The sequence below is a fragment of the Roseovarius sp. Pro17 genome (assembly GCF_035599575.1).
Taxonomy (GTDB): Bacteria; Pseudomonadota; Alphaproteobacteria; order Rhodobacterales; family Rhodobacteraceae; genus Roseovarius.
This window is the reverse complement of the sequence record NZ_CP141179.1, coordinates 479,792-503,383: the sequence shown is the minus strand read 5'-3', so window position 1 is coordinate 503,383 and position 23,592 is coordinate 479,792. Positions and strand designations below refer to the sequence as shown.

At 62.0% G+C, this 23,592-nt stretch carries 24 protein-coding genes; 17 read left to right on the top strand and 7 right to left on the bottom strand.

Annotation, left to right across the window (positions count from 1 at the left end):
- Nucleotides 1-35: 35 nt before the first annotated feature.
- From U3654_RS02465 to U3654_RS02430, 8 genes are all read left to right on the top strand, one after another.
- Nucleotides 36-1,376, top strand: a complete 1,341-nt coding sequence (locus U3654_RS02465; protein WP_324753778.1) for a mechanosensitive ion channel family protein — start codon at nt 36-38, stop codon at nt 1,374-1,376.
- 81 nt (nt 1,377-1,457) lie between these two features.
- The gene (gene rsfS, locus U3654_RS02460) at nt 1,458-1,988 is read left to right on the top strand and encodes a ribosome silencing factor (protein WP_324753777.1); all 531 of its coding nucleotides are present in this window, start codon (nt 1,458-1,460) and stop codon (nt 1,986-1,988) included.
- Nucleotides 1,988-2,458, top strand: a complete 471-nt coding sequence (rlmH, locus tag U3654_RS02455) for a 23S rRNA (pseudouridine(1915)-N(3))-methyltransferase RlmH (RefSeq protein ID WP_324753776.1) — start codon at nt 1,988-1,990, stop codon at nt 2,456-2,458. Before rsfS ends, rlmH begins: the two co-directional genes overlap by 1 nt.
- Before the next feature lie 151 nt (nt 2,459-2,609).
- Complete coding sequence (gene gpmI / locus U3654_RS02450; protein WP_324753775.1) at nt 2,610-4,163, top strand: 2,3-bisphosphoglycerate-independent phosphoglycerate mutase; 1,554 nt, start codon at nt 2,610-2,612, stop codon at nt 4,161-4,163.
- An 11-nt stretch (nt 4,164-4,174) separates the two neighbouring features.
- Nucleotides 4,175-5,335: a peptidase M23 gene (locus U3654_RS02445; RefSeq protein WP_324753774.1), complete on the top strand. Its 1,161-nt coding sequence runs from the start codon at nt 4,175-4,177 to the stop codon at nt 5,333-5,335.
- Nucleotides 5,336-5,338: 3 nt separating this feature from the next.
- Nucleotides 5,339-6,676, top strand: a complete 1,338-nt coding sequence (locus U3654_RS02440; RefSeq protein ID WP_324753773.1) for a S41 family peptidase — start codon at nt 5,339-5,341, stop codon at nt 6,674-6,676.
- Nucleotides 6,677-6,779: 103 nt separating this feature from the next.
- Nucleotides 6,780-7,262, top strand: coding sequence for an RNA pyrophosphohydrolase (locus U3654_RS02435; protein WP_324753772.1), 483 nt, complete (start codon nt 6,780-6,782; stop codon nt 7,260-7,262).
- Nucleotides 7,259-7,762 carry a hypothetical protein gene (locus U3654_RS02430; protein ID WP_324753771.1) on the top strand — a complete coding sequence of 168 codons (504 nt, stop codon included), beginning with the start codon at nt 7,259-7,261 and terminating at the stop codon, nt 7,760-7,762. Before U3654_RS02435 ends, U3654_RS02430 begins: the two co-directional genes overlap by 4 nt.
- Before the next feature lie 385 nt (nt 7,763-8,147).
- Here U3654_RS02430 and U3654_RS20440 read toward each other — a convergent pair whose 3' ends face one another.
- Nucleotides 8,148-8,321, bottom strand: a complete 174-nt coding sequence (locus tag U3654_RS20440) for a GntR family transcriptional regulator (RefSeq protein ID WP_416384544.1) — start codon at nt 8,319-8,321, stop codon at nt 8,148-8,150.
- Nucleotides 8,322-8,474: 153 nt separating this feature from the next.
- On the opposite strand from U3654_RS20440, the gene U3654_RS02425 reads away from it, so the two are divergent.
- Nucleotides 8,475-9,050: a hypothetical protein gene (locus U3654_RS02425; protein WP_324753770.1), complete on the top strand. Its 576-nt coding sequence runs from the start codon at nt 8,475-8,477 to the stop codon at nt 9,048-9,050.
- Between the two features lie 596 nt (nt 9,051-9,646).
- On the opposite strand, the gene yghU is transcribed toward U3654_RS02425, so the two are convergent.
- On the bottom strand, nt 9,647-10,519 hold the full coding sequence (gene yghU, locus U3654_RS02420) for a glutathione-dependent disulfide-bond oxidoreductase (RefSeq protein ID WP_324753769.1): 873 nt from the start codon (nt 10,517-10,519) through the stop codon (nt 9,647-9,649).
- Between the two features lie 240 nt (nt 10,520-10,759).
- On the opposite strand from yghU, the gene U3654_RS02415 reads away from it, so the two are divergent.
- The 3 genes from U3654_RS02415 (at nt 10,760) to U3654_RS02405 (ending at nt 12,287) form a co-directional block, all read left to right on the top strand.
- Nucleotides 10,760-11,056: an I78 family peptidase inhibitor gene (locus U3654_RS02415; protein ID WP_324753768.1), complete on the top strand. Its 297-nt coding sequence runs from the start codon at nt 10,760-10,762 to the stop codon at nt 11,054-11,056.
- Nucleotides 11,057-11,303: 247 nt separating this feature from the next.
- Nucleotides 11,304-11,642: a DUF2794 domain-containing protein gene (locus U3654_RS02410; RefSeq protein WP_324753767.1), complete on the top strand. Its 339-nt coding sequence runs from the start codon at nt 11,304-11,306 to the stop codon at nt 11,640-11,642.
- Nucleotides 11,643-11,669: 27 nt separating this feature from the next.
- Nucleotides 11,670-12,287, top strand: coding sequence for a LysE family translocator (locus U3654_RS02405; protein WP_324753766.1), 618 nt, complete (start codon nt 11,670-11,672; stop codon nt 12,285-12,287).
- Nucleotides 12,288-12,310: 23 nt separating this feature from the next.
- Here the strand turns inward: U3654_RS02405 and hemC are convergent, their stop codons facing one another.
- Complete coding sequence (gene hemC, locus U3654_RS02400; RefSeq protein ID WP_324753765.1) at nt 12,311-13,258, bottom strand: hydroxymethylbilane synthase; 948 nt, start codon at nt 13,256-13,258, stop codon at nt 12,311-12,313.
- Between the two features lie 99 nt (nt 13,259-13,357).
- On the opposite strand from hemC, the gene hemE reads away from it, so the two are divergent.
- Nucleotides 13,358-14,401, top strand: coding sequence for a uroporphyrinogen decarboxylase (hemE, locus tag U3654_RS02395; protein WP_324753764.1), 1,044 nt, complete (start codon nt 13,358-13,360; stop codon nt 14,399-14,401).
- Between the two features lie 7 nt (nt 14,402-14,408).
- Nucleotides 14,409-15,578, top strand: a complete 1,170-nt coding sequence (locus U3654_RS02390) for a TIGR03862 family flavoprotein (protein ID WP_324753763.1) — start codon at nt 14,409-14,411, stop codon at nt 15,576-15,578.
- A gap of 124 nt (nt 15,579-15,702) precedes the next feature.
- On the opposite strand, the gene U3654_RS02385 is transcribed toward U3654_RS02390, so the two are convergent.
- Nucleotides 15,703-16,371 (bottom strand): SDR family oxidoreductase, encoded by a 669-nt coding sequence (locus tag U3654_RS02385; RefSeq protein ID WP_324753762.1) that lies wholly within the window; start codon nt 16,369-16,371, stop codon nt 15,703-15,705.
- Nucleotides 16,372-16,634: 263 nt separating this feature from the next.
- On the opposite strand from U3654_RS02385, the gene U3654_RS02380 reads away from it, so the two are divergent.
- Complete coding sequence (locus tag U3654_RS02380) at nt 16,635-16,991, top strand: cupin domain-containing protein (protein ID WP_324753761.1); 357 nt, start codon at nt 16,635-16,637, stop codon at nt 16,989-16,991.
- Between the two features lie 13 nt (nt 16,992-17,004).
- Nucleotides 17,005-18,585, top strand: a complete 1,581-nt coding sequence (locus U3654_RS02375) for a 2-isopropylmalate synthase (RefSeq protein WP_324753760.1) — start codon at nt 17,005-17,007, stop codon at nt 18,583-18,585.
- Nucleotides 18,586-18,660: 75 nt separating this feature from the next.
- On the opposite strand, the gene U3654_RS02370 is transcribed toward U3654_RS02375, so the two are convergent.
- The gene (locus tag U3654_RS02370; RefSeq protein ID WP_324753759.1) at nt 18,661-19,014 is read right to left on the bottom strand and encodes a cupin domain-containing protein; all 354 of its coding nucleotides are present in this window, start codon (nt 19,012-19,014) and stop codon (nt 18,661-18,663) included.
- Complete coding sequence (locus U3654_RS02365) at nt 19,011-20,912, bottom strand: acyl-CoA synthetase (RefSeq protein WP_324753758.1); 1,902 nt, start codon at nt 20,910-20,912, stop codon at nt 19,011-19,013. Before U3654_RS02365 ends, U3654_RS02370 begins: the two co-directional genes overlap by 4 nt.
- 173 nt (nt 20,913-21,085) lie before the next feature.
- Here U3654_RS02365 and U3654_RS02360 point away from each other — a divergent pair, with 173 nt between their 5' ends.
- Entirely contained in the window at nt 21,086-22,105 is a 1,020-nt protein-coding gene (locus U3654_RS02360; RefSeq protein WP_416384573.1) for an extracellular solute-binding protein, read from the top strand.
- A gap of 70 nt (nt 22,106-22,175) precedes the next feature.
- Here U3654_RS02360 and U3654_RS02355 read toward each other — a convergent pair whose 3' ends face one another.
- Nucleotides 22,176-23,591: an FAD-binding oxidoreductase gene (locus tag U3654_RS02355; RefSeq protein ID WP_324753757.1), complete on the bottom strand. Its 1,416-nt coding sequence runs from the start codon at nt 23,589-23,591 to the stop codon at nt 22,176-22,178.
- Nucleotide 23,592: the final 1 nt, after the last annotated feature.

Genomic DNA, 23,592 nt, shown 5'->3' with positions numbered 1-23,592 from the left:
TGCCGCGTCGCGCCCCGCATGCAAATCTGACCGTCATGGCAACGAACCCCACACTCCCCCCAGTCGAGCAGGCGCATGAAATCGCGCTGAGCCTCTGGTCACAGGGCCACGCGTTCACCGTCGCGCTGCTGCGTCCGTGGAACGCCTATCAGATCGGTATCATCCTGGCGCTAATCGTGGCTGCGCATATCCTACGCGCCATCTTTGGGCCACGCCTGCATGCTTGGATGCGCACGCGTGAGGGCTGGCCGAAATGGCGGATGCGCCTTTTGGTGATGATCCATCGGCGGCTGCGCCTTTTGTTCTTCGTCGGACTCGCTTGGGTCACCTTATTGATCATGAAGGAGGTGACATGGCCCAGCCGATCCTACCTGATTGGGATCGCGGCCAGCCTCGCTGTGACCTGGCTGGTGATCACCTTCGTCACGCGGCTGATCGCCAACGGGTTTCTGCGCATAATCGTGCGTTATGCCGGCTGGGCCTGGGCGACGCTGATGATCCTGGGGCTGACCGACGAGGCACAGAGCCTGCTGGATAGCGTGGCCGTCACACTAGGCGAGACCCGCATTTCCCTTTGGCTGGTCGTGCAGGCCGTGGTCATTCTGGGCGCGCTGTTCTTCGCGGCGCGGTTGATTTCGACCACCACGTCCAGCCGGATCAGGCGCAACGAACAAATCTCGCCCTCCATGCAGGTTTTGGCGATCAAGCTGCTGCAAATGGCGCTATACAGCGCCGCGATCTTTATGGGGCTGCGCACCGTCGGGGTTGATCTGACCGGCCTCGCGTTCCTGTCAGGCGCGATCGGCCTCGGCCTTGGCTTTGGTTTGCAAAAGGTCGTGTCGAACCTCGTGTCGGGCGTCATCATCCTGCTCGACAAGTCGATCAAGCCGGGCGACGTCATCAGCCTTGGGGAAACCTTCGGCTGGATCAACGCGCTTGGCGCGCGCTATGTCAGCGTCGTCACGCGCGACGGCAAGGAATACCTGATCCCGAACGAGGATCTCATCACCAGCCAAGTCGTCAACTGGTCCCATTCCAACGAATTCGTGCGGCTCGACATCTTTTTCGGCACCGCTTACGGCGACGATCCGCACAACGTGCGCGCCATCGCGATCGAGGCGGCGGCGGGCGTTCCGCGCGTGCTGAGCATGAAAGAGCCGGTGTGCCACATCGTCGGCTTTGGCGATAGCAGCGTGGACTATATCCTGCGCTTCTGGATTCGCGATCCCGCACAGGGCCTGACAAACATCCGTGGCAACGTCTATCTGGCGCTCTGGGACGCGTTTCATGAACAGGGAATCTCGATACCCTTCCCACAGCGCGAGGTGCGGATGCTGAACAATCCCGACGATATCACAAAACCGACACATTTTTAAATCAACCGCCACCGTGTCCCAGCAGCACAATCTCGCGCGACAAGCGTGATAGTGCCCCATGCTTCATTGAAACTTTGCGAATTGATCGCTATTTTCAATTCAGGCCCGGCACCGGGGCAGGATCAGGTGCGCAGCCAGGAGGACGACGTTCTGTCCATTTCCGCCGAAGCGGCCAGTGCCGCCGATACCACAGCGAGCGCCAAGGGGGTGACTGCCATCGCCAACGACGCCGCAACCAGCCAACAGCAGTTGGACCATATCCTGACCTCTCTGAACGCCGACAAGGCCGAGGACATCGTGCAGATCGACCTGCGCGGCAAGTCCGCCATTGGCGACTATATGGTCATCTGCTCGGGGCGCTCGTCGCGGCAGGTCAACGCCATCGCCGACAAGCTGGTCGACAAGCTCAAGCACGACTTGGGCCGCCCAAGCCGCGTCGAGGGCAAGGAAACCGGCGATTGGGTGCTGATCGACACGGGCGACGTGATTGTCCATGTGTTCCGTCCCGAAGTGCGCGATTTCTACCAGTTGGAAAAGATGTGGCAACCCGCAGGTGGCCCCGGCGCTGAAATCGCACCCCCGGCGAGCCCGCCCACCACCAGCCCTGGCTGATGCGTCTGCACATTTGCGCCGTAGGCCGGATGCGCGCCGGACCCGAGCGCGATCTCTTTGATGACTACATCCAGCGCGCCGATCGCACAGGCCGCGCGCTGGGTCTTGGTCCCGCGACCCTGCACGAGGTTGAGGACAAAAAGGGCGGTGGCCCCGCTGCTGAGGCTGCCCTGCTAGAGCGCGCCCTGCCCCAAGGCGCTGTGCGCGTCGCACTCGACGAGCGCGGCAAACTCCTGACATCTCCGCGATTCGCGCGCCAAATCGCCGATTGGCGCGATGCCGGGCGCGGCGATCTGGCCTTTGTCATTGGCGGGGCGGACGGGATCGACCCAGTGCTGCGCGACACCATGGATTTCAGCCTGTCGTTCGGCGCGATGGTCTGGCCGCACATGCTGGCCCGCGTCATGCTGGCCGAGCAGATCTACCGTGCCACGACCATCCTCGCGGGCGGGCCGTACCACCGGACGTGATGGCGGCCATTCATTGGTCCCCAAATGCTCAAATTCCGCCGCCGCCGCGCACATATCTACTGAATTCACCACGCCGCCATCGCCTAGCCTGTTTCAACCCGGCGTCATCTTGGCTAGAAACCGCAAACAAGGCCAAACCTCGGAGCAAGACATGACAACCCCGAAACCTGTCGTTCTGTGTATTCTCGACGGCTGGGGTCTGTCCGAGGCTGAGGCAGGGAATGCACCTCGCCTTGCCCGCACACCTAATTTCGACGCCGCGATGGCGACATGCCCCAATGCCACATTGATCACGCACGGGCTGGAGGTAGGCCTGCCCGAGGGGCAGATGGGCAATTCCGAGGTCGGACATCTGAACATCGGAGCTGGCCGCGTGATCGAGATGGATCTGCGCCGCATCGACCGCGCGATCGAGACTGGCACGTTCAACGCCCTGCCCGGCGTACGCCGCTTTGCCGACGCCATGCGCGCCTCGGGCGGCACCGCACATCTGCTGGGCGTACTGTCCGACGGGGGCGTCCATTCGCATATAGGGCATATGATCGCCGCCGCGCACGCGCTGGCCGCCGAGGGTATTCCGGTGGCTATTCATGCCTTTACCGACGGGCGCGACGTGGCGCAAATTTCGGCCAAGTCCTATCTCGAAGAGTTGAACGACGCCCTCCCTAAAGGCGCGCGCATCGCCACCGTTTCGGGGCGCTACTATGCCATGGATCGCGACAACCGGTGGGAGCGTGTGGCACTAGCCTACAGCGCCATCGCCGCGGGCGAGGGATACGTCGCAGACACCGCCGCCGAGGCCATCGACAACGCGTATGGCAAGGGACGCACAGACGAATTCATCAAGCCGCGCGTGCTGGGCGATTACGCCGGAATGCGGGACGGTGACGGTCTGATGTGCCTCAATTTCCGCGCCGATCGCGCGCGCGAAATAGTGGCCTCTTTCGCTGACCCTGAGTTCAACCATTTCGAGACAGGGCGACGCCCAAAATTCGCCATCGTCTCTGGTTTTACCGCCTATTCGTCACGCCACGCGACCTACATGGACTGCATATTTCCCGACGAGATGCCGGAAAATACGCTTAGCGTCTGGGTCGCAAAACATGGGCGCCGTCAGTTCCACATTGCCGAGACAGAGAAATATCCGCACGTCACCTTTTTCCTGAACGGCGGACGCGAGGAGCCTGAGCCGGGCGAAGATCGCTACATGGCCCCCTCGCCGCATGTCGCCACCTACGACATGCAGCCCGAAATGTCGGCGCGGGAGGTCACCGATCATCTCATCAGCGCCATCGAGGCCCGCTACGATCTGATCGTGGTGAACTACGCAAATCCCGACATGGTCGGCCATTCCGGCGATCTGGCTGCGGCCATCGTCGCCTGCGAGACAGTGGATACAGAGCTGGGCCGCGTTATTGCGGCGCTGGAAAAAGTGGGCGGCGCGATGATCGTTACTGCGGATCATGGCAATTGCGAAGAGATGATCGACCCCGTCAGCGGCGCACCACATACGGCCCATACCACCAATCCCGTGCCAGTCATCCTGATCGGCGGCCCCGAGGGTGCCGCACTGGCATCGGGGCGGTTGAGCGATCTGGCGCCTACCCTGCTCACGCTTATGGATCTTGATGTGCCCTCTGAAATGACGGGCCGCTCGCTGATCGTGACGGCGGCGGCTCAGATCGCAAGAGGGCGGACTGCATGATGACGGGCCGCATGAGACGCGCGCGCCTCGCGCCGTTGATCTGCACTGCCATTCTGGCACTTACTCCTGCAGCCGCGCTGGCGCAGGTCGATCCTGGTGCCGATGCGCGCGCCGCGTCGGATCTATTGGCCAAAGCGACCCGCGCCCTTGACGAGGCGGACGGCGCGGCGAGTCGTGTCAAGGCGCTCAGCCAGACGGTGCGCGCCTTTGAGGCGGGCTTGCGCGCGATGCGCGTTGGAATGCGGCAGGCGGCGATAGCGGCACAGACGCTGGAGCGCGACCTCGCTTCGCGCGACGCCGAGATCTCGCAGCTGTTGGGCGTACTCAGCTCAATCAACACGACGCCCGCGCCGGTGACGTTGCTACATCCCGCCGGGCCGGTCGGCACTGCACGCTCGGGGATGTTGCTGGCAGATGTGACGCCTGCGCTGAACGCGCGCGCTGCTGTCCTGCGCGCCAATCTGGAAGAACTAGCCAGCCTGCGCGCCCTCCAGCAAAGTGCCGCGCGCAAGCTGACCGAGGGCCTCGCCGCCGCGCAGGAGGCGCGCACCCGCCTCAGTCAGGCCATCGCCGATCGCGAGGATCTGCCACGCCGCTTTACCGAGGATCCGGTCAAGACCGCGCTGCTGATCGCCTCAACCGAATCGCTTGATGGCTTTGCCAGTGGTCTCAGCCAGATCGCCGTCGGCGAGGCCCCCGGCAGCCTGCCGGGCATCGAGGATCGCAAGGGCAGCCTGCCCCTGCCCGTCGAGGGCCGCATCCTGCGACGCGCCGGCGAGGCGGACGCAGCGGGCATCACCCGCCCCGGCATCGTCATGGCCGCCCCGCCCCGCGCGTTGGTCACCACGCCCGCCGCAGCGACGCTGCGTTATCATGGCCCCTTGCTGGACTACGGGAATGTCGCCATTCTAGAGCCCCAATCCGGGATTCTACTGGTCTTTGCCGGGATGGACGTGGTTTATGGGGAAATCGGGCAGGTCCTGCCCGGCGGCAGTCCGGTCGGCCTTATGGGCGGCCTCGGCGCTCCGGGTGGTCAGGCCGATGACGAAATTGTGCCCCCCGAGCTGCTGGAAGCAGCTACCGAGTGGACGCAAACCCTCTATATTGAGGTCAGACAGGGTGACACCGCCGTGGATCCCGCGCTGTGGTTCAAGACAGACAAGGATGAGTGAGCAATGAAGAAATTCCTGATGGCCGCCGGCGCTGGCACCCTTGCCGGCGTGATCGTCACCACGCAGATCGCCGCCCCCCTCATGGCGCAGGAGACCAAGCGCAATACTAACGTCTATGAGCAACTGGACCTGTTCGGAGACATATTCGAGCGGATTCGCGCTCAGTATGTCGAGGAGGTTGATGAGGGCGATCTGATTGAGGCTGCGATCAACGGGATGCTCACCTCGCTTGATCCCCATTCCAGCTACCTGCCGCCCGAAGATGCCGAGGATATGCAAGTGCAGACGCGCGGCGAGTTCGGCGGCCTCGGTATTGAGGTCACTCAGGAAGAGGGCTTCGTCAAGGTCGTATCACCCATCGACGGCACGCCCGCCTTCAACGCGGGCGTCGAGGCGGGCGACTATATCACCCATGTCGACGGCGAGAGCGTGCTGGGCCTCAACCTTGATCAGGCGGTGGACATGATGCGCGGCCCGGTCGGCAGCGAGATCGTCATCACGATGGTGCGCGAGGGCGAGGCCGAGCCGTTCGATCTGTCCATCGTGCGCGACACGATCAAGGTCACTGCAGTGCGCGCGCGCACCGAACAGAAGGCCGTGGTGCTGCGCGTCTCCAGCTTCAGCGACCAGACCTATGAGAACCTTGAGGACGGCCTCGCCGAAGAGATCGAAAAGGCTGGCGGCATCGACAAGATTAACGGGATAGTCATTGATCTGCGCAACAACCCCGGTGGCCTGCTGAACCAAGCGATTGCGGTTTCGGATGCCTTCCTCGAAAAGGGCGAGATCGTCAGCACGCGCGGCCGCGAGGCGCAGGATGGCGAACGTTTCAACGCAACGCCTGGCGATCTGGCCGAGGGCAAACCGATCGTCGTTCTGATCAACGGTGGCTCGGCCTCGGCGTCCGAAATCGTCGCCGGTGCATTGCAGGATCACCACCGCGCGGTCGTTGTCGGCACCAGAAGCTTTGGCAAGGGGTCGGTCCAGACCGTCATGCCGCTGCGCGGTGATGGTGCCATGCGCCTGACCACCTCGCGCTACTACACGCCCTCGGGCCGCTCGATCCAGGCACTTGGCGTGTCGCCCGACATTCTGGTCGCGCAGCCCCGCCGCAAACCCGAGAGCGAAGAAGAGGAAAGCAACGTGCCGCCCCTGCTGCGGTCCGAGGCCGATCTGCGCGGCAGCCTCGACAATGACAGCCTGACCGAGGATGAAATCCTCCACATCGAAGAGACCCGCGAGCGCGCCGAAGAAAGCGCCAAGCTGCGCGAAGAGGATTATCAACTGGCCTATGCCATCGACATCCTCAAGGGCCTTACCACGTTGAACGGCTCAAAGTGAATCAGCGCCGGGCCGCCAGTCATCATGGCGGCCCGGCGATATGATCCATAGGGTGGGTGCCAACCTACCACCACGTACCCCGACCCGCCGGAGACACTGTCGCATGACCCCGGATCAATTTGCCAGCTTGCCCTACCGCCCTTGCGTGGGCGTAATGTTGGTCAACAAGGACGGTCATGTTTTTGTCGGTCAGCGCATAGACACCGATCAGCCTGCTTGGCAGATGCCCCAAGGCGGGATCGACGTCGGCGAGGACGCGCGCACCGCCGCCCTGCGCGAACTGGTCGAGGAAACCGGAGTTACCGCCGATCTGGTCCGCATAGAAAGCGAGACAGCAGATTGGGTGCGCTACGATCTGCCGCCCGATCTGGCGGCGCGCATGTGGAAGGGCCGCTATCGCGGGCAGGAGCAAAAGTGGTTTCTGGCGCGGTTTCAAGGCGAAGATGCCCAGATAGCAATCCAGACCGCGCATCCAGAATTTTCTGAATGGCGCTGGTTGCCGCCCGGCGATCTGGTTGCCAGTATCGTTCCGTTCAAACGCGCGGTCTACGCCGCCGTTCTAACCGAATTCGAAGGCTTGCTATGAAATTTCGCACTGTATCCATCGCCTTGGCCACACTGACACTCGCCAGTCCTGCCGCCGCGCTGTCGTGCCTGCCACACGACCTCGCCCGGACGTATCAGCGAATCCATGCCGCCCCCGAGAGTTATATCGCGGTGTATGGCACGCTCGATTTCGATGCGTCGCAACTGCCCGAAGTCGACATGGCCAATCAGCAAGCCACACCACCCGAAACGCGGATCCCCGCGCGGTTCAGCGGCGAGGCGCTGGGACAAATTGGCTTTACCCGGCCTTTTGCTGGGCCTGTCACACTGCGTGCCCTGTGTTTTGGCCCATGGTGCGCACAGCCGCCTGCGGGCGGTAACGTGCTGGCCTTCGTGCAACAGGGCGAGGACGGCTATAGCCTGACGGTCGATCCCTGCGGCGGCGACGCCTTCTTTGCCCCCGCGCCCGAACTGCTGGATAAGGTGCATCGCTGCTTTACCGGCGACGCGTGCCAACCGGAGAATCCCCTGCAAGAATAGCCATATGTAGGAAAACTGCCTCATGGCGACCTGATATAAGATCGAAGTGTGAACATGCACTGACTCACGATGCGGGTCTGGAAGTGTCTTTGATACTGCTCCCCCTTCCCCCGCGAAAACAGGCCATTTCACGGCTGGAATGTTCGATCATACTTTCCTGCCTAGCATAGACTATCTCAATTTCGGCTGGATCGACGCTCCCTGCCTGGCGCGACTGAAATGACAGGTGCTCAATCAGCAAGCGGCGGCAGATTCTTTCCGGGGCAAAGTAGACGTTGACGGCATTTGTGCTGAATTCAGTCTTTCCGGCACTTCGTGAGGGCGGTCTCTCTCTGCTGAGATCAGTGTGTCATTTGTAAGGGTCGACACGGGCGCTGCGGTTATCTCATTTGCCAAACTCGAGATTTCGGCGTCCGGCAATATGGACCCTCACAAATGTGCCCCTAGTCCCGGCGCTCGACAGATAACCGTGGCTCCTCAGGTCGTGATAGGCATTTTTCACGATATTGCGGGACACCTTTAACTGACGGCTCAGCACCCGCGAGGCAGGTAACCGCATCCCCGGTTTCGCGATTGATGTTTCGCGATATGCAGTGGATTTATCGAAAATGCGGTCTGGTTGGCATTGGTGCGGCGTCAGGACATGGGTGGGGCTGGTTTTTGGCGCGCCGCCAGTCTAGAAAACTGCCAAAGCAAGAGAGACGAGGCAGACATGATTACGAGACGGGCGATGGTGCTGGGCGCAGGGTCCACGGGGCTGTTGGTGGGATGCGGTGCGGCGCCGGCGACGCTGAGCACGTCCAGCGGTATAACCGGGCTAGAGTCCGCGATACTGGCGTTGGGGCCAAATGTGGACCCGGCTGAGGCGGCGCGCGCAGCGCGGATGGCCTATGCAGTCACGGCCGATCTGGTGCGCGAGTACGAGATTGTCGATACGCCATTGGTCCACAACGCCAAGGTCAATGTCGGCCTGAAGAAACGCGGCCTTTGCTATCACTGGGCGCGCGACATCCAGACGCGGATGACCCATGCGCGCTATGTCACGCTGGAGTTCAACCGTTTGGTGGCAAATGCCGAAAACCCCTTCCGTCTGGAACATTCAACGGCTGTCGTGTTCGCGCGCGGCGATAGCTGGAAAAACGGCATCGTGCTGGACCCGTGGCGCACGGGCGGCACGCTGCATTGGGATCAGGTGCGCGACGACACAAAATACGACTGGAAGCTGCGCGCTGACATTCCAGTCCGGCGCCGTGGTACAAACGTGACGCTGGCGCGCGCCGAAGAGTGAGACAGCGGATGCGATTCCGGTCGGCGTAAAGGCAAAAATCCGTGGCTGGGATTATTCAGTAACTCCTTTAAAAAAGGCAGACTCGGTGAACTTCTGCGGAAATGCGTAGTCGAAGATCGGGATGAGGTCGCCCTCATCGTCCCGCTGCGGGAACGCCGGGAAAAAGCTCTCATTCGGTTTCAGGGCGACCGGAAGGCGCGGCGGCAGGGCGCTTCGGACCGGTATGGGATGTACATCCGGCTGTGAATGCCCATCTGCCAACGAAGTCCCATCACGGCCGAACCTTCGACGATCTCGCCGGCCACCTCGGCCGGAACGATGGCGCGGATGTGGCGCGTCACCCTATCGGAAAACAACCAGCGGCCGGCAGCAACAGCACCGCCTCCGCCATCCCGTATACCAGGATCAGACGCCGGGTCGATAGCCTACCAATGCTGCCGACCCGACGCTTGTCACGGGCTGTAGGCTGGGAAAGCGATGAGCACTTGTTCGGCACCGCCGTCAGCCACGTTTGATCGCGCATCGCACCACTCCGAAGCTTCCCCAAGTGAATCACGAACCGACATGCGGATCACTGAACCTCTACCCGAAACGTCTTAGCTACCCTCGCCAATCTTGTCCTGGGTCTGCGTGTCGAAATCCGCAGCATCGTGGCGTTCGTGCAGCTGCGTTTCCGGCTCGCCGACACTACGGTTTACCATGCGGCCCCGCTGGACTGCCGGGCGCGCGTCGATCGCTTTTGCCCAACGCTGGAGGTGTTCATAGCTCTCCACATCAAGGAATGTGCCCGCGTCGCCATAGGTGCGCCCCAGTGCGAGTTGCCCGTACCACGGCCAGATCGCCATGTCGGCGATTGAATAGCTTTCGCCTGCTATAAAATCACGCTCGGCCAGTGCCCGGTCCAGCACATCAAGCTGGCGCTTGGCCTCCATTGCAAAGCGATTGATGGGGTATTCGTATTTCTCGGGTGCGTACTGATAGAAGTGGCCAAAACCACCGCCAAGGTAAGGCGCGCTGCCCATCTGCCAAAAGAGCCAGTTGAGTGTTTCAGTTCGCGAGGGGCCGGACGCAGGCAGGAAGGCGCCATATTTTTCCGCCAGATGCATCAGGATCGACCCGCTCTCAAAGACGCGGACAGGGGTTTCCCGCGAGCGATCGAGAAGTGCGGGAATTTTCGAATTCGGGTTGATGTCCACGAAGCCGCTACCAAACTGGTCGCCCTCACCGATATCTATCAGCCAGGCGTCGTATTCGGCATCATGGCCTGCGGCCAGTAGTTCCTCGAACATGACCGTGACCTTGACCCCGTTCGGCGTCGCCAGCGAATAGAGCTGGAAGGGATGCTTGCCTGTCGGCAGTTCCTTGTCATGGGTCGGGCCTGCGATGGGGCGGTTGGTGCTGGCGAACTGGCCGCCGCTTTCGGCGTCCCATGTCCAGACCTCGGGCGGGGTGTAAGTGTCGTCGGCCATTTTGCGGCTCCTTTTGGTGCTTTGGCGCTGAACCTATGCTTTGAGGCGGATCGCGCAAGGGCATTGGTGCGCAGGAGGGGCTGTGCGGTGCAGCGCATGATGCGAGGCGTTCAGTCCGCCGCTTCGCGTCGCGCATGATTTTGGGCGAAATGCGGCGCGGTTTGATCGCTCCAAATTCAAATGCCTTGAAAAGCCGCGCGCGAACGGTCACTTCATGCAGCGGATTAAATGGAGTTTTCAATGCTACGTTCACCGCTCGCCGCCTGCCTTGTCGTACCCGTCGCTCTGACGCTGGCCGCCTGCCAGCCGACCGAGGCCAACGATCCGGTGTTGAACCAGCCCAGCCGCGACGCCTGCGGTGCCTCGGCCTATTCGAACCGCATCGGCACGTCTCACACGCAATATGACTTCAGCGCGCCGAACCGGCCTGTGCGTATTCTCGGACCTGATACAGCGATGACGATGGACTATCGAATCGACCGACTGAACGTCGACACCGACAACTCGGGCAGGATCACGCGCATCTGGTGCGGCTGAACCTGGCGTAGCATAGGCTGGGCGAATTGCGGTTTGCTCGCTTGGTATTCATCGCCCGGCTGGTTCTGTCAGCGGCAGTTCGCGCGACGTCGTCGAGGCGTCGCGCGAAAAACCTGAGCCGCGAAATTTCGCGAAATGCGGCTTGGGCCATGTTATGCGGGATCGCATTGATGAATAACCCTGCAAGAGGCATGGTTCGAAATGCTATAGGGCTTGATCCGCGAGCGTTTCGGCGCAACTCTTAGTCATGAGTTATCAATCGCTCTCTCCCATTGGCGGCCATCACGATCAGATCGCATTCCATCGTACGGAACTGGGCGTGATCCTGTCGATCTATGGCCGTATGGTTGCTGCGGGCGAATGGCGCGACTACGGCATCTCGTGCCTGCGCGAGGTGGCGGTTTTTTCCGTTTTTCGCCACACGGCTGAACATCCACTATACCGCATCGAAAAACGGCCCAAACTGCGCGGCAAACAGGGGCAATACGCAGTGATCGGCATGGATGGGCAAATATTGAAGCGCGGCGCCGATCTGCGTCAGGTTTTGCGCGTGCTGGAACGCAAGCTGATCCGCGCAATAGATTGAAGCGGTGGATCAAACAGGAGCGATGTGATGCCGCTTGATACCTACCTACTCTACCTCGCCGCCGTCGCCGTGTTCTTTGCCACGCCCCCCGATACCAGTCAGCTTCTTATCATCTCGAACGCTATCCGCCACGGCCTGCGCCGCAGCATGTGGACGGTGCTGGGCGATCTTTCGGCCAACGCGATTCAGATGACCGCCGCCGCCTTCGGCCTTGCTGCGATCATCGCCACGTCGGCCACCGCATTTGCCTGGATCAAATGGCTGGGGGTGGCATACCTTGCGTGGATCGGCCTGCAACTGATCCTGTCCAAAGGCGAAACGCCAAGCGCCAAGGCACCCCAGGGCAGCGTCGCGCGCCTCTTTCGTCAAGGCTTCTTTACATCGATGGCCAACCCGTTCGCAGTGGTGTTTTTTGGCGCATTATTCCCCCAATTCATCGACCCCACAGCGCCAGTCCTGCCGCAACTGGCAATCCTCGGCGCGACATATCTCGTTGTTGATGGTACGATCCTGATGCTCTGGGGTTGGCTGGGCACACGCGCGGCGGGTGCGCTACGCGGCGCGCGGGCAAACAGATTCTGCGGTGCGTTGATGCTGACAGGCGCGGGCCTGCTCGCGCTGAAGGATATGCGCCCGACCCGCTGACGCGCCGGGATCAAGCGTATTCGTCAATCGCGCCAGTCAAAGAAGCCCGGACCCGCCTCTTTCAGCATGTCCTCTGCCATCGCTCGGCCCAGCGCGGCACCATCCGCAATCGGTGCGCTGCGCGAGTCCTTGATGCTCTGCGATCCATCCGGGCGCAGCACCTCGCCGCGCAGATGCAGGGTCGTGCCGTTCAGCTCGGCCAATCCCGCAAGAGGAGTCTCGCAAGAGCCATCGAGCGCTGCCAGAAACGCGCGCTCGGCAGCCAGCCGCTGACCCGTCATTTCATCATGAATGGCACTCAGCATTTCGGCAACCCGGGAGTCACCCTCGCGTCGCTCGATCCCGATAGCGCCCTGCGCGATGGCGGGCAGCATTTCGGACGGATCAAGCGCGCTTTGCGCCACGTCCGCGCGGCCCAGCCGATTCAGCCCCGCCATGGCGAGAAAGGTGCAGGTGGCCACGCCATCGTCAAGTTTCTTCAGGCGGGTCTGCACGTTGCCGCGAAATTCAACCACCTCCAGATGCGGATAGGCCACCAGAACCTGCGCCTTTCGTCGCAGCGACGACGTGCCGACCAATGCCCGCTCGGGCAGATCGGCCAGCGTGGCGTAACCGGGCGAAACGAAGCCGTCGCGCACATCCTCGCGCGGCAGATAGGTGTCCAATAGCAGGCCACCGGGTTGCAATGTCGGCATGTCTTTCATCGAATGGACGGCGATGTCGATCGCGCCGGACAGCAGCGCCTCTTCGATCTCACGGGTGAACAATCCCTTGCCGCCGATCTCTTTCAACGGGCGGTCGATGATCCTGTCACCAGTGGTTTTGATCGCCACGATCTCGAACGCCTCAAACGGCAGATCATGCGCGGCGGCAAGGCGCGCGCGCGTCTCGTTCGCCTGCGCTAGGGCAAGCGGCGAGCCGCGCGTGCCCAGTTTCAACGGGGCCATAGGGGTAGGCAATTGCAATGTCATGCCAGCGGTTTAATTGTGCCGGGGGCGCAGGGCAAGGGAGCCCGCGCTTGACTTCCGGCGCGCCGGGCGCGACCACCATCCCAAATGAGAGGATGCATCATGGCCAATCCAAAAACTGACAAGACGATACTGCGCGCTTTGGCGGGCGAGACATTGCCGACGCCCCCCATCTGGATGATGCGTCAGGCGGGCCGCTACCTGCCCGAATACAAGGCAACGCGCGCCAAGGCAGGGGATTTCCTGTCGCTATGCTACAATCCGGAATTGGCCACCGAGGTGACGTTGCAGCCCATCCGGCGCTTTGGTTTCGACGCCGCGATCCTATTCGCCGATATCCTGCTGATCCCGCAGGCTTTGGGCGCGGACCTCTGGTTTGTCACCGGCGAGGGGCCGCGCCTCAGCACCATCACCGGCGAGGCCGAGTTGGCGCAACTGCGCGGTGTGGACGACATCCACGAAACGCTGTCGCCGATCTATCAGACGGTGCGCAACCTGCGTCAGGAACTGCCCAAAGAGACAACCCTGATCGGGTTCGCTGGCGCGCCGTGGACAGTCGCGACCTACATGATTGCTGGCAAAGGCACCCCCGACCAAGGCCCTGCGCATGAGTTGAAAGGCACGCACCCAGCGGTCTTTGACGCGCTGATCGAGCGGCTGACCGAAGCGACGATCGAGTATCTCAGCGCCCAGATCGAGGCGGGCGCCGAGGTGGTCAAGCTGTTCGACAGCTGGGCTGGGTCGCTGAACGGCCCCGATTTCGACCGCTACGCCCTAGAGCCGACCAAGCGCATTATCACCGCGCTGAAAAAACGCCACCCGGACACGCCTGTCATCGCCTTTCCACGTCAGGCCAAAGATGCCTATATCGGTTTTGCCAAGGCAACCGGCGCCGATTGCGTTGCAGTGGACGATTCCGTCACCGCCGAATGGGTGGCTGAGCATGTTCAGCCCGGCGGCTGCGTGCAGGGCAATCTGGCGTCATCGCACATGGTCACCGGCGGTGACGCATTGGTCAGCCAGACGCGGCGCATCGTCCAAGCGTTGCGGAATGGCCCGCATATTTTCAACCTCGGGCATGGTATCACGCCTGATGCGAACCCCGATAACGTGCAACTGATGATCGACACGGTGCGGGAAACCTGAGCGCAGCATGCAAAACTCCCCCGAGGCACTGGTAATCGGCGCAGGCCCCGCCGGGCTGATGGCGGCCGAGGCGCTGGCAAACGCAGGTCATTCGGTGACGGTGGCCGAGGCCAAGCCGTCGCCCGCGCGCAAGTTCCTCATGGCTGGAAAATCAGGCCTAAACCTGACCAAGGCCGAAGGCTTGGACGCCTTCCTTGCTGCTTATGGTGAGGGGTCGCAATGGTTGCACCCCATCCTCACCGCCATCGGGCCAGAGGAAGTGCAGGAATGGGCGCGGGGATTGGACCAGCCGCTATTTACCGGCTCGACCGGGCGGATTTTTCCCAAGGCAATGAAGGCCTCACCCCTTCTGCGCGCGTGGCTCGCACGGCTGGAAGGCTCAGGCGTGCGGATTCAGCGGCGCTGGCGCTGGCAAGGCTGGGAAAACGATGCCGTGCTGATGGACACGCCTGAGGGAGTGCGCCGCCTGACACCGCGCACAACGATCCTCGCCTGCGGCGGAGCCAGCTGGGCGCGGCTGGGATCGGACGGCGCGTGGGCCGGCCCCCTGCTGGATCAGGTCACCCCGTTTCTGCCCGCAAATATGGGCTTTGCGGTCAGTTGGACGCCGCATATGCAGCGCCACATGGGCGCACCAGTCAAGGGGATCGCGCTCAGCGCCGGGGCGCAGACCTCGCGAGGCGAAATCGTGATCACGCGCGCAGGGATCGAGGGCGGCGGCATATACGAAGTCTCGCGCGCCATGCGGCAGGGCGCACCTCTGCTGCTGGATCTAGTGCCCGACCTAGGCGTGGACGAATTGCGCAAGCGTCTCAGCCGCTCACGGGGCAAGAACAGCATGGCCAATCACCTGCGCAAGACGTTGAAATGGGCGCCGGAAAAGCAGGCGCTGTTGATGGAATTCGCGCGCCCCTTGCCAGACGATCTGGCCCCTCTGATCAAGGCGCTGCCGGTGACGCACCAAGGTCCGCTACCCATGGATCAGGCCATTTCGACCGCAGGCGGTCTGCGGCTGGATGCACTGGACGCGGACCTGATGCTAAAGGACCGCCCCGGCACCTTCGCGGCGGGTGAAATGCTGGATTGGGAGGCGCCTACAGGTGGCTATCTGATCACCGCCTGCCTTGCTACAGGCCTGCACGCGGGGCGCGGCGCGGCAGCTTGGCTGGCGCGCTAAAGCGTTTCGACATATTATCGGATCACGATAATACCTCGAAACGCCCACGACTTATGGCTGTTGCGCGCGGTTAGAATTTAAGTTGTGTCTCAACTTAAATCCAAAACGCTTTAGCCCGAAGCTGTCACCAGACGATCCGCTCACCCTGCCAATCAAAGAACAGGCCGCTATCCTCCGGCCCCAAACCTTCCAACACCGCCAGAAGGTTCTTTGCCGCCTCCTCGGGCTTTACCGTCTTGTGACGGCCCGCATATTTGGCCGTGAACTCGGTCTCGACCGTGCCGGGATGCAGCGCTACGCATACCGCCTCGCGGTGGGTGCGCCGCAGCTCGATCGCGGCGCTGTGGATCATCTGATTCAGCGCGGCCTTGGACGTGCGATAGGAATACCAGCCGCCGATCGCGTTGTCGCCGATGGATCCGACGCGCGCCGACAGCGCCGCAAAGCAACAGCGTCCATTGCGCGGCAACAGCGGCAATGCGTGTTTCATAACCAGCGATGGACCGATGCAATTCACCGCAAACTGATCGGCCATCGCCTGCGCTGTGACCTCTTTTAGTGCCTTTTCCGGCACGGCCCCGCCGATTTCCAGCGCGCCGGTGGCTACGAGGATCAATTGAAATTCCCCCTCGACGTCACCCAGCGCGGCCTCGACGCTCGCCTCGTCGGTCACGTCCAGCCCGTCGACGCTGCGCGAGAGGGTCGTCACCTCGCTGCCGTTATCCCTGAGCTTTGCGGTGATCGGGCTGCCGATACCGCCCGAGGCGCCGATGATCAAAGAACGATGTGTCATGGCAAGGATGATAGGAGGCCGCGCGCCCTCTTCAACGCCCCAACTGCAAAAACCGGCTTTTCATCGCGGCGTATTTTGCGTAACGTGAGTTCATGATCATGACGCAGCATATCGCCTCTACCCGGCACGGCATCGCCCGTGGCCTGCGTGCTGCCCTCCTGCTGCTAAGCCGCCTCTGAGCGTGCCGATCCGGCGCGAGCGCTCAGGGGATGTGCCATCGCGCGCTGGATAATCCACCCGGATCAGCATCAGGACCAAACCAAATGCACAAGATCAACCTCGCCGAGAAACTGGCGCAATTCGATACCCATTGGGACCCCAAGGTCGTGGCCAATTACAACGGCAACGACGTGATGGTGGTGAAATTTCAAGGGGAATTCCCCTTTCACAGCCACGCAGACACCGACGATTTCTTTCTGGTGATCAGCGGTGAGGTAACGATGGATTTCGAGGACGCGCCAGCCGTCACCTTCGGGCCCGGTGAATTGTTGATCGTGCCTGCAGATACGGTCCACCGACCCCGTGCCGATACCGAGGCATCGGTCCTGCTGATTGAGCCGGTGGGTGAGCCAAATTCAGGAAACAGCGGCGCCCCTGCGGCGGCCAAAGACCATATTTGAACGGAAAATCGACATGACCGACAAGAGCCAGGACCTGAGCGGCAAAGACCGCGTTTACATATTCGACACCACCTTGCGCGACGGCGAGCAAAGCCCCGGCGCCACCATGACCCACGCCGAAAAGCTGGAGATTGCCCAACTGCTCGACGAAATGGGCGTCGATATCATCGAGGCCGGATTTCCGATTGCCTCCGAGGGTGATTTCAACGCTGTCAGCGAAATCTCAAAACGCGCCAAGGACGCCGTGATCTGCGGCCTCGCCCGCGCCAACCTGCGCGATATCGACCGCTGCTGGGAGGCGGTCAAACATGCGCGTCAGCCGCGTATTCACACATTTATCGGCACGTCGCCGCTGCACCGCGCCATTCCGAACCTCGACAAGGATCAGATGGCCGAGCGGATCCACCAGACAGTGACCCACGCACGCAACCTTTGCGAAAATGTGCAATGGTCACCGATGGATGCCACGCGCACTGAATGGGATTATCTGCGCCGCGTCGTGGAAATCGCCATCAAGGCCGGCGCGACCACCATCAACATCCCCGATACGGTGGGCTATACCGCGCCGGTAGAATCCGCCGATCTGATCCGCCGCCTCATTGCTGAGGTACCGGGCGCTGATGAGGTCATCTTTGCCACGCATTGCCATAACGATCTGGGTATGGCGACGGCCAACAGCCTCGCCGCAGTCGAAGGTGGCGCGCGTCAGATTGAATGCACGATCAACGGCTTGGGCGAGCGTGCGGGCAACACTGCACTCGAAGAGGTGGTGATGGCGATGAAGGTGCGCGGCGATATCATGCCCTACCAAACCCGCATCGACACGACCAAGATCATGAACATCTCGCGCCGTGTCGCGACGGTTTCAGGCTTTGCCGTGCAGTTCAACAAGGCGATCGTGGGCAAGAACGCCTTTGCGCACGAATCCGGCATCCATCAGGACGGTATGCTGAAAAACGCCGAGACGTTCGAAATCATGCGCCCTGAGGATGTGGGACTGGCCGAGACGAACATCGTCATGGGCAAACATTCAGGCCGTGCCGCGCTGCGCTCGAAGCTCAAAGACCTCGGGTATGAGTTGGCCGACAATCAGTTGAACGACGTTTTTGTGCGGTTCAAGGAGTTGGCCGACCGCAAGAAGGAGGTCTATGACGAGGACCTCATCGCGCTGGCCACCACCGACGCCGCCGAGGATGAAAACCGCCTTGTTATCAAATCCCTGCGCGTTGTCTGCGGTACCGAAGGGCCGCAATCGGCCAGCCTGACGATGGAGATCGACGGCGTGGAGCACAGCACCGAGGCAACGGGCGACGGGCCGGTTGACGCCTGCTTTAACGCGGTAAAGAACCTCTTTCCGCATGACGCGCGCTTGCAACTCTATCAGGTTCACGCCGTGACCGAAGGCACCGACGCGCAGGCGACTGTCAGCGTGCGGATGGAGGAAGGCGGGCGGATCGTGACCGGCCAGTCGGCCGACACTGATACCGTCGTCGCGTCGGCCAAGGCCTACGTCCACGCCCTCAGTCGCCTGATCGTGCGGCGCGAAAAGGCGGGCAAGGATACGCCCGAGGTCAGCTACAAGGACGTCGGGTAAACGCTAGCGTCTGCGCGGAGGCTACTCTGCGCAGACATTTTCCGAATTTTCTCGAAAAATCCCAACCACCCGGCATTACGCGACGATCATGTACATCTTGCGCAGTTTTTCGGTGATCTCCCACACGACATGCTGGCCCTTGGCGATGTAGAATGTGTCGCCCGGACCGAAGGTTTCGCCACGGCCATCCTTGTGGGTCAGGGTTACGGCTCCCTCAACCACTGTCATCATTTCGTGCACTGGCCACGACTCGACCACTTCGCGGCATGGGGCGCATTCCCATGTGCCGACCGAAATACTCTCGTCCGGGGTTTCGAAATGGGTGTGATTGCCCTCGGACGTGTCGTCCGTGGTAAAGGCCTCCGCGCCTGTTAGCGTGGATGGCTCCATCTTTGGGGTCGGGTCGATCCGGAAATCACTGCTTGTCACGTGTCTTTATCCTTTTGTTTCTCAGCCTCAATCCAATCCCATGGCCGGGTGAATTCGCCAAGGACGGTGGCAACGCGGGCGTCGTTTTGATCCCCCTTCACCAGCGCGACGAGGCCGCGCTTCTTGTCGTCGATGACCTCCGCGATGCGGGCAGAACTGCCAGCCTTTTCAAGCGCGGCATCATAGACACGCGCGATGGCGCGTTTGCGCAGCGCAGGTTTGAAGACCTTGCCGACGGCCGTCTTGGGCAACTCATCCAGCACTTCGATAAACTTGGGCACGGCAGCACGCTCGCGCACGCGCTGTTTGCAATGTTCCAACAATTCTTCGGGTGTCGCCTCGCCGCCGCTGACCAGCTCGACATAGGCGCAGGGTAGTTCGCCCGCGTGTGCATCGGGTTGGCCAATGGCACCGGCGCCAGCGACGGCGGGATGGGCCATCAGCGCCTCTTCGATGTCGGCGGGGTCAATATTGTGACCGCCGCGGATAATCAGGTCCTTGGCACGGCCTGTGATCCACAGATAGCCATCCGCGTCGACCCGGCCCAGATCGCCAGTGCGCAGGTGGTCGCCGTGATAAAGGTCGCGATTGCGCGCGGGGTCGGTATAGGTGTTGCCAATGTAGACACCGGGATTATTGATACAAATCTCGCCCACCTCATCCGGTTTGCATGTTATCGGACCATCGTCCGTCATACACACAATCCGCACGTCGGTGTAAGGCAGCGGCACCCCGACCGAGCCGACTTTCTTCCTTCCCGCGGGCGGGTTACATGACACGAGGCAGGTCACCTCGGTCAGCCCATAGCCCTCGATCACGGTCATTCCTGTCGCACTCTCGAACCGCTTGAACAGCTCAAGCGGCATTGGGGCGCTACCGGAAAAGGCGTTCTTGACCCGGCTGATATCGGCATCCACCTTGCGCTGCATCAGCGCGGCGACAGCCGTGGGAACAGTGATGACAAAGGTAACGCCCCACCTCTCGCACAGCTTCCAGAAGTTGTCGATCACGCCCTCGCCGCGATAGCCCGCAGGTGTTGGCAGGATCACATGCGCGCCCGATTTCAGCCCCGACATAAGCACGACATGGCAGGCAAACACATGAAACAGCGGCAGCGGACACATCAATACGTCCGTCTCGTTGAACAGCAGGCGATGGCCCAGCCACCCGTTATAGATCATGCCAGAATACCGGTGCTGCGCCATCTTGGGCATGCCCGTGGTCCCGCCCGTGTGGAAATAGGCGGCGACGCGGTCGCGACCGCCATCGTCGAAACTCAGCGTATCGGGCTGGCGCGCCACCTCGCGCGCATAGCTCAGCACATCGGCGCGGTGGGTGCCTGAATCCTTTGGCCGCAGGAATGGCACAATCCAGCGTTTGGGCGGTCGCAGATAGCGATTCAGATCAATTTCCAGCACCGTGCCGACGCGTGGCGCGTGGCGCACCGCCTCGGCGGTCTTGGCGGCGATGTCGGTCTTGGGGAATGCCTTGAGAGTGACGACCACCCGGGCGCCCGTCTCGCGCAGGAGGGCCGCGACCTGCTCGGGCTCAAGCAGTGGATTTATCGGCGCGACGATGCCTGCGATCATGGCGCCCAGCGTGGCGGCGGCGGTTTCCAACGTGTTGGGCAGAACCAGCGCGACCGCATCGCCCTCCTTGATGCCGAGGCTGCGGAACAAGTTCGCAGCACGGCAGACCTCGGCGTGAAATTCGGTCCAAGTCAGCGTCTGCGCCGGATCACGCGCACCTGAGGTCAGCTGATAGCTGATCGCGGCGCGATGCGGGTGCGCGCGGGCCGTAGCGCGCAACATTTGATACACCGTCTCGGGGCGTTGGCGCGCATCCCATGGCATTTCGTTCTGAATATCCAGCGCGTCCTGCCGCACGGCGAATGTCATTTGCTGCTCCTATGTCCAGCCGCGCCCTCAGCCGCGCGCGTTGATCCAGAATGAGCGCGAAACCCGATCTGTGCAAGGCGAAGCCATACGGCGTTTTTGACTTGACTATTTTTGTCAGAATTATATCAGATAACTTACGGAAACAGTCAGATTAAATAAGGACCAACATAATGATGCGCAAACTTGCCACGCGCCTTGCCGTTGCCACGTCGCTGGCCGCGCTTGCCAGCACCGCAATGGCCGCCGAGGTCAACGTCTATTCCTCGCGCCACTACGACAGCGACGATGCGCTCTATGAGCAATTCACCAAAGAAACCGGAATCACCGTGAACCGGATCGAAGGCAAGGCGGACGAGCTGATCGCGCGCCTTGAGGCCGAGGGCGAAAACAGCCCCGCCGACGTCTTTATCACCGTCGATGCAGGCCGCATGGCCCGCGCCGAAGAGGCGGGCGTGTTGCAAGCCTATTCCGGCGACGTGATCGACCAAGCCGTGCCCGCGCATCTGCGCCATCCGGACGATCTGTGGTTCGGCGTCAGCCAGCGCGCGCGAATCATCTTTTACGCCAAGGAGCGCGTCGAAAATCCACCACGCACCTACGAAGATCTGGCCGATCCCAAATATAAGGGCCAGATCTGCATCCGCAGCTCTTCCAACGTCTACAACCAGTCGCTGCTGGCCTCAATCATCGAGGCGGACGGCGCAGACGCGGCCAAGACATGGGCCGAAGGCCTCGTCGCGAACATGGCGCGCGCCCCACAGGGCGGCGACTCCGACCAACTGCGCGGCATCATCTCGGGCGAGTGCGATATCGCAGTGGCCAACCACTACTATTTTCTACGCGGCTACGATTCCGACGTTGAGGGGCTGAGTGCCAAGATCGACAGCATCGGCTGGGTCTGGCCAAACCAGAGCGGGCGAGGCGCGCACCTGAACCTGACGGCCGCCGCCATGGCCAAATCGGCTCCGCATCCCGAAGAGGCGCAGGCGTTGCTGGAATTTCTGACCGGTGATTTCGCCCAATCTCATTTCGCCAACCAGAATAACGAATATCCTGCCGTCCCTGGCGTCGGCCTCGACGTGGACACAGCGCGTCTGGGCTTCTTCATCCCCGACACGCAAACGCCGACCTCGGCCTTTTCGGCCAACGCCAAAGAGGCGCAGGCGATCTTTAACGAGGTGAACTGGCAATAAGCGCGGCCAGCCTACAGGCTTGGAAAAGCGGGCCTTCGGGTCCGCTTTTTCGTTTGGATCGCGCGGTTTCTCAGGCCCGCAGGACCGCCCCCGGATTCATGATCCCCTTGGGGTCAAGCGCCGCCTTGATGGCGCGCATCGCCGCCAGCTTGGCCGGGTCGCCATATCGCTCCAGATCGTCCACCTTCAGCCGCCCGATCCCATGCTCGGCGCTGATTGATCCGCCCATGGAATGCACCAGATCATGCACGGCGCGCTTGATCGTGTCGCGCTGGTCCTCGTGATCAGCGCGCGCGCCACCCAGCGCAGGAAAGACGTTGTAATGCAGGTTTCCATCGCCCAGATGCCCAAAGCAGTTGATACGAAAATCCCCCAGCGCGCCGATCATTTCGGCCCCCTTCGCGATGAATTCGGCCACCGCGCCCAAGGGCAGCGACACATCATGCGAACTAACGGACCCGATATGGCGATTCGCCTCGGGCACGGATTCACGCAATGCCCAGAATTCGGCGCGCTGCGCCTCTGATTGCGCGATCATGCCGTCGCTGACAAGGCCCGCGTCCAACGCATCGCCAAACAGCGCCTCAAGCGCACTCGCAGGGTCCAGCCCGCGCGCGAGGCCGACGTCGATCAGAACGAACCATTCAGGCGGCACATTCCAAGGCTGGCGTACCTGCGGCATCGTCTCGGCCAAGAAATTCAGGCATTGGCGATGCATCAACTCGAACGCGCTGACGCCCTCGCCCAGATGGTCGCGGGCCAACGCCAGCAGCGCCAACGCGGCGGCGGGGCTATCGACCACCATCAGCGCCGTCCCCTCGCCCGCAGGGCGCGGCGACAGTTTCAGCGCAGCGGCAGTGATCAGGCCCAGCGTGCCCTCTGACCCGATCAGCAAATTGCGCAGATCATACCCGGTGTTGTCCTTGCGCAGCCGTTTCAGACCGTGCCAGATGCTGCCATCCGGCATCACCGCCTCCAGCCCCAGACACAGATCGCGCGCATTTCCATACCGCAGCACATTGACGCCACCCGCATTCGTCGCCAGCAGCCCGCCAATCCGCGCGCTGCCTTTGGCCGCAATGCTGAGTGGAAACAGACGATCCGCCGCCTCAGCCGCGTCATGCACATCCGACAGAATCGCGCCCGCCTCGACGACCATCACGTTCTCGTCCGGATAGATACCGCGCACCCGCGTCATCCGCTCGAGGCTGATTATCAAAGGCGCAGGGCCATCGCCCGTCACCTGACCGCCTACCAGACCAGTGCCGCCACCATAGGGGATGACCGGCACACCCGCCTCGGATGCGAGGCGGATGGCGCTCGCAGCCTCCTCAGCATTGCCGGGCGCGACGACGGCGCAGGCATGGCCTTGCCAGCGCCCACGCGGCTCTTGCAGATAATGGGGCGCAATTTCGCGCAGCGCAGCGGTGGGCAGCGTCGACTTCAGGCGGTCGACAAAGGCTGTATCAGTGGCATTATCTGTCATG

Bases quoted from the DNA above. Each gene is read 5' to 3' on its own strand.
- U3654_RS02465 (WP_324753778.1), top strand. From the start codon at position 36: ATGGCAACGAACCCCACACTCCCCCCAGTCGAGCAGGCGCATGAAATC.
- rlmH (WP_324753776.1), top strand. From the start codon at position 1,988: ATGCGTCTGCACATTTGCGCCGTAGGCCGGATGCGCGCCGGACCCGAG.
- gpmI (WP_324753775.1), top strand. From the start codon at position 2,610: ATGACAACCCCGAAACCTGTCGTTCTGTGTATTCTCGACGGCTGGGGT.
- U3654_RS02445 (WP_324753774.1), top strand. From the start codon at position 4,175: ATGAGACGCGCGCGCCTCGCGCCGTTGATCTGCACTGCCATTCTGGCA.
- U3654_RS02440 (WP_324753773.1), top strand. From the start codon at position 5,339: ATGAAGAAATTCCTGATGGCCGCCGGCGCTGGCACCCTTGCCGGCGTG.
- U3654_RS02435 (WP_324753772.1), top strand. From the start codon at position 6,780: ATGACCCCGGATCAATTTGCCAGCTTGCCCTACCGCCCTTGCGTGGGC.
- U3654_RS02430 (WP_324753771.1), top strand. From the start codon at position 7,259: ATGAAATTTCGCACTGTATCCATCGCCTTGGCCACACTGACACTCGCC.
- U3654_RS20440 (WP_416384544.1), bottom strand. From the start codon at position 8,321: ATGCGGTTACCTGCCTCGCGGGTGCTGAGCCGTCAGTTAAAGGTGTCC.
- U3654_RS02425 (WP_324753770.1), top strand. From the start codon at position 8,475: ATGATTACGAGACGGGCGATGGTGCTGGGCGCAGGGTCCACGGGGCTG.
- yghU (WP_324753769.1), bottom strand. From the start codon at position 10,519: ATGGCCGACGACACTTACACCCCGCCCGAGGTCTGGACATGGGACGCC.
- U3654_RS02415 (WP_324753768.1), top strand. From the start codon at position 10,760: ATGCTACGTTCACCGCTCGCCGCCTGCCTTGTCGTACCCGTCGCTCTG.
- U3654_RS02410 (WP_324753767.1), top strand. From the start codon at position 11,304: ATGAGTTATCAATCGCTCTCTCCCATTGGCGGCCATCACGATCAGATC.
- U3654_RS02405 (WP_324753766.1), top strand. From the start codon at position 11,670: ATGCCGCTTGATACCTACCTACTCTACCTCGCCGCCGTCGCCGTGTTC.
- hemC (WP_324753765.1), bottom strand. From the start codon at position 13,258: ATGACATTGCAATTGCCTACCCCTATGGCCCCGTTGAAACTGGGCACG.
- hemE (WP_324753764.1), top strand. From the start codon at position 13,358: ATGGCCAATCCAAAAACTGACAAGACGATACTGCGCGCTTTGGCGGGC.
- U3654_RS02390 (WP_324753763.1), top strand. From the start codon at position 14,409: ATGCAAAACTCCCCCGAGGCACTGGTAATCGGCGCAGGCCCCGCCGGG.
- U3654_RS02385 (WP_324753762.1), bottom strand. From the start codon at position 16,371: ATGACACATCGTTCTTTGATCATCGGCGCCTCGGGCGGTATCGGCAGC.
- U3654_RS02380 (WP_324753761.1), top strand. From the start codon at position 16,635: ATGCACAAGATCAACCTCGCCGAGAAACTGGCGCAATTCGATACCCAT.
- U3654_RS02375 (WP_324753760.1), top strand. From the start codon at position 17,005: ATGACCGACAAGAGCCAGGACCTGAGCGGCAAAGACCGCGTTTACATA.
- U3654_RS02365 (WP_324753758.1), bottom strand. From the start codon at position 20,912: ATGACATTCGCCGTGCGGCAGGACGCGCTGGATATTCAGAACGAAATG.
- U3654_RS02360 (WP_416384573.1), top strand. From the start codon at position 21,086: ATGCGCAAACTTGCCACGCGCCTTGCCGTTGCCACGTCGCTGGCCGCG.
- U3654_RS02355 (WP_324753757.1), bottom strand. From the start codon at position 23,591: ATGACAGATAATGCCACTGATACAGCCTTTGTCGACCGCCTGAAGTCG.